This is a genomic window from Achromobacter sp. ACRQX (assembly GCF_022346505.1).
GTDB classification, from domain to species: domain Bacteria; phylum Pseudomonadota; class Gammaproteobacteria; order Burkholderiales; family Burkholderiaceae_B; genus Achromobacter; species Achromobacter animicus.
This window is the reverse complement of record NZ_JAKRML010000058.1, coordinates 1-3,900: the sequence shown is the minus strand read 5'-3', so window position 1 is coordinate 3,900 and position 3,900 is coordinate 1. Positions and strand designations below refer to the sequence as shown.

The 3,900-nt window shown below is 67.1% G+C and carries 3 protein-coding genes; all 3 read right to left on the bottom strand.

The window, feature by feature from the left end; translation table 11 throughout:
• On the bottom strand, positions 1–1,226 hold a 1,226-nt coding region (locus tag MHZ91_RS28110; RefSeq protein WP_370647901.1), incomplete at its 3' end, for an alkaline phosphatase family protein.
• Positions 1,227–1,261: 35 nt separating this feature from the next.
• Positions 1,262–1,456, bottom strand: coding sequence for a hypothetical protein (locus MHZ91_RS28105; protein WP_175126126.1), 195 nt, complete (start codon positions 1,454–1,456; stop codon positions 1,262–1,264).
• 21 nt (positions 1,457–1,477) lie between these two features.
• Positions 1,478–3,463 (bottom strand): alkaline phosphatase family protein, encoded by a 1,986-nt coding sequence (locus tag MHZ91_RS28100; protein WP_239216580.1) that lies wholly within the window; start codon positions 3,461–3,463, stop codon positions 1,478–1,480.
• Positions 3,464–3,900 lie beyond the last annotated feature (437 nt).

Below are 3,900 nucleotides of genomic sequence, written 5' to 3'. Positions count from 1 at the left end.
ACGCACGCGTCCGCCCAGGACGCGTGCGTGTGGCGTTCCAGGTCGGTGTTGACGGTGGAAGCGCCGGCCATCGAGCCGTCGGCGTTCAGCGACGGCGCAGCGGGCGGCGGCACGTGGTCGAAGTAGCCGTCGTTCTCGTCGAAGTTGATGAGCAGGACGGTCTTGCTCCAGACGTCCGGATTGGCAGTCAGCGCGTCCAGCGTTTCCTGGATGTACCAGGCGCCCTGCACGGGGCTGGACGGGCCGGGGTGTTCTGAATAATTGGCAGGTGCGACGATCCAGGAGACCTGCGGCAGCGTGCCGTTCAGGGCGTCATCGCGCAGGGCCTGCAGGAAGCCGCCGTCGGGCATGGTGTTGGCCGTGCCCTTGTAGAGCGGGTTGGCCGCGTCCATGCTGGGCGTCCAGGCCGGGTACGGCGCACCGTTGCTGCCGTTGCCGGCCAGTTCGTTGGCGCGGCGGTACTGCTGAAAACCGGCCAGGGGGTTGTCGCCGAAGTTTTCGGGCAGGTTCTGGTAGACCTTCCAGGTGACGCCGTTTTCCTGCAGGCGTTCGGGATACGTCTTCCAGGTCCAGCCGATGTTCGAGGCGCCCAGGCTGTCCCACTGGTTGCGGGTGGACGGGCCATTGCCCTGCGCCAGCGGGTCGTTGGTGCCGGTCCAGTGGAACAGGCGGTTGGTGTTGGTGCCGCCGTGCGTCGAACAGTGGTAGGCATCGCACAGGGTGAAGGCGTCGGCCAGCGCGAACTGGAACTCCACTTCCTTTTCGCGGTAGTAGCCCATGGACTGGTTCTGCTTGTAGCGCGGCCATTGGTCCATGCGGCCGCCGTCCCAGGCCATCTGGGCGTCGACGTAGTCGTGGGGCGTGCCGGCCACGCGCTGGGCGTTGCCCTGGGTGCTGTCCAGGTGATACGGCATGACGACGCGCGTGCCGTTGGTCTGTTCCCAGACGGAGCGGTTCTGCGGCAGCGGAATGGTGATGCGGTCGCCAAAGCCGCGCACGCCCTTGAACGTGCCGAAGTACATGTCGAACGAGCGGTTTTCCTGCATGAGGATGACCACGTGCTCGACGTCGTTGATGGTGCCGGTGCGGTTGTTGGCGGGGATGGCCAGCGCGCGGCGGATGGCGGGCGGGAACATCGACAGCGCGGTCAGCCCGGCAGTGGAGGCGGCGGCGTTGCGCAGGAACCGGCGCTTGCCGGCGTGGATCGTGTCTTTTTCGGACTTCACGGATGCTTTTCCTATGGGTCTACAAGAAGCGCGGCTCAGGGCGCGCAACGCAGTTCGGGCTTGGCGGGCGGCGGCGGCGCGGGCGTCTCGGGCTGGGTGGGAGTGCCCGGGTCGGTGGGGGTGCCGGCGTCGTCATCGTCGTCGCCGCCGCCGCAGGCGGCCAGGGTGGCGGTCAGCATCAGCACCGCGCCGGCGCGCAGGAAACCGCGCAAAATCATGGACTTGCTCATGGGGTATCTATCCTTGGGACATCAGGGAAACAGTTCGGAGACGGACTTGCCGGACAGGGCGAGGGATTTCACTTCTTCCTCGGTCAACGCGCGCGACCAGAAGGCGAGGTCGTCAAAAATCATGGTGTACGGGCCCTTGGTGCCGGCGCAGCAGATGCCGTAGGTGCCCTTGCCGTCTTCGTTCAGGCCGATATGCGGCCCGAAGATGCCGGCGATCTGGGTCAGGTCGACGCCCGGGTTGGCGGTGGACGTGACGTTGCGCACGAAACCCAGTTCGCTGTCGTAGCGGTAGGCGGTCATCGTGCGGGCCGTCTTGTCGATGGTCATGGCGATGTAGACGGGCTTGTTGGCCGTGAACTTGACGCCGTTGATGTCGGCGCGTTTGCCGCCGCCGGCGACGTTGAAGCGCAGCTCGGGACCGGCCCATTGGGCGATGGTGATGCCGGGGTTGCCGCCGGAGTTGTAGTCTTTGTTGCCTACGATGGATCGGTCGTTGGCGGTGCCGTCGGACTGATACCAGAAGCCGATGGTGAAGGCCTGGACGCTGTCCATGAGGCCTGCGGGGTAGTCGAGCTTGAAGGCGCCCAGGGCCGCCGTGCCGCGTTCGTTCCGGAAGCTTTTGCCGTACACGCCGGGGTCGGCGTAGGCCGGGGCCTGCGCACCGTCGAACGGGGTGATTGCGCCGCCGCCCGCGGCCTTGTCGGTCACGTCGCCTTCGAAGGGGAAGAACATGGTCAGGCCGGTGCGCAGCGAGGCGAGCAGTGGGACCGGTTTGGCGTAGACGACCGAGGCGCGCGCGGCGCTGACGGCGCGGCCGGCGGAGACGCTGTACGCCAGCTCGTGCAGGCCTTCGGTGTCGAAGGTGAAGCCGGTGTCGACGTACTCGGTGGCGGTGCCGGGCAGGCGCGCGACTTCTTTGCCGTCGCGGCTGACGACGATGTCGCCGGCGGGTTCGCCGACGCGCACCCAGCTGACGGTGACGCTCTTGTTGTCCATGGCGGTGCGGGCGGCGACGCGGCGCAGCGCGAGCGGTTCGGAGAGCGCGGTGCCGGCCATGTCGTAGGCGTCCGCTTGGGGCAATGCAGCCAGGTGCGAGAGGACGGTGGGCGCGACGTCGGCGGCGCTGGGCAGCGCGTACCAATTGGTGTCCCACACGCCGTCAAACGAAGCGTCATCGGCGCTGCCGCCGAGCAGGGACGGTTGATTGGCGGCTAGGAGGATGGTTTTGTTTGAGGAGAACGGCAGGCCGTCGCTGCCGCCGGTTTTGTCGAGGCCGTGGCTGGACGCGACGACTATGAGCCAGTTTTCGTTGGGATGGGCGGCGCGGCGGTCGGCCAGTTGCTTGGTCAGGACACCCAGGGCGGCGTCGGTCTGGCGGATGACGGCTTCGTAGGTGGTGCCGAAGCCGTTTTCGGCGGCGGCGCGTTCGGGCGCGGCGAATTGCGCGACGACGACGTCGTAGCCTTCGGCGATGCGGTCGCGGGCCTGGGAGGCGACGCAGTCGTCTTGGCCGGCGCAGTCGGTCAGCGTCTGGACATAGCCGGCGTCGCGGTCGGTGCTTAAGAGGCCGGCCAGCAGCGGCGAGTTGAAGGCGCCGGCGGCGCGCGCTTCTGGCTGCGCGGTTTTGATGCGCTGGAAGAGGCTGGGGGCTTTCATGCCCTGGCCTTGTGCGTTGGAGCGCACGCCGTGGACGTCGGCCCATTGCCCGGTGAGCAAGGTGGCCCAGCCGGGTGCGGTGAGCGTGGGCTGTTGGGTCACGGTGCCGGTGACGCCGCCGGTCCAGGCGCGGGTGACGGTCAGTTGGCTCAGGTTGGGAAGCGTGTTGTCGGCTGCGCCGCGACGAAGCGCGTCGTAAGTGAGGCCGTCAACGCCGACGAACAGCACTTTGTCGACGCGCGCCTCGCCGGGCGTTGTCACGGGGGGCTGGGTCGGCGGTTCCACTGGGGCCTCGTCGTCATCATCATCGCCGCCGCCACAGCCGGCCAACGCGCTGGTCGCCAGCAACATGGCGCACCATCTTCTCCAATTCAATGTCTGCATTGCTTCTCTTCTCTTTTTCATGAAGGGGGTCTTACGCTGGGCGACATGGTGGCGATCGAACGTGAAAGACCCGTGAAGCAAAGGAGAGAAACGTTGATTGCTGAATCAGGATTCTTTTGCGTATGGGGCAATGCTGGGGGGCTTTTTGGATGGGTCGGTTGCTTGTTGGGCAAGGGAGGGGGGGATTTTTGGCGGCCGGTGGCGCGGTGATGCTGGGTGTCTGACGCCGGTGAGGCGTCTGGGTCGGTGGGGCCTGGGCGTTGAGTTCTTGAGGCGTCCGGCACGGTGGCGGCCCGGGGTGCGCGGGGCGTCGATAAGCCCGAGGGAATCGGAAGGCAGGCGCCGAAGGCGACAACGACGATGACGACGGGGCAGTCCGGAGCGAAGGCTCCGGACCGCAATCG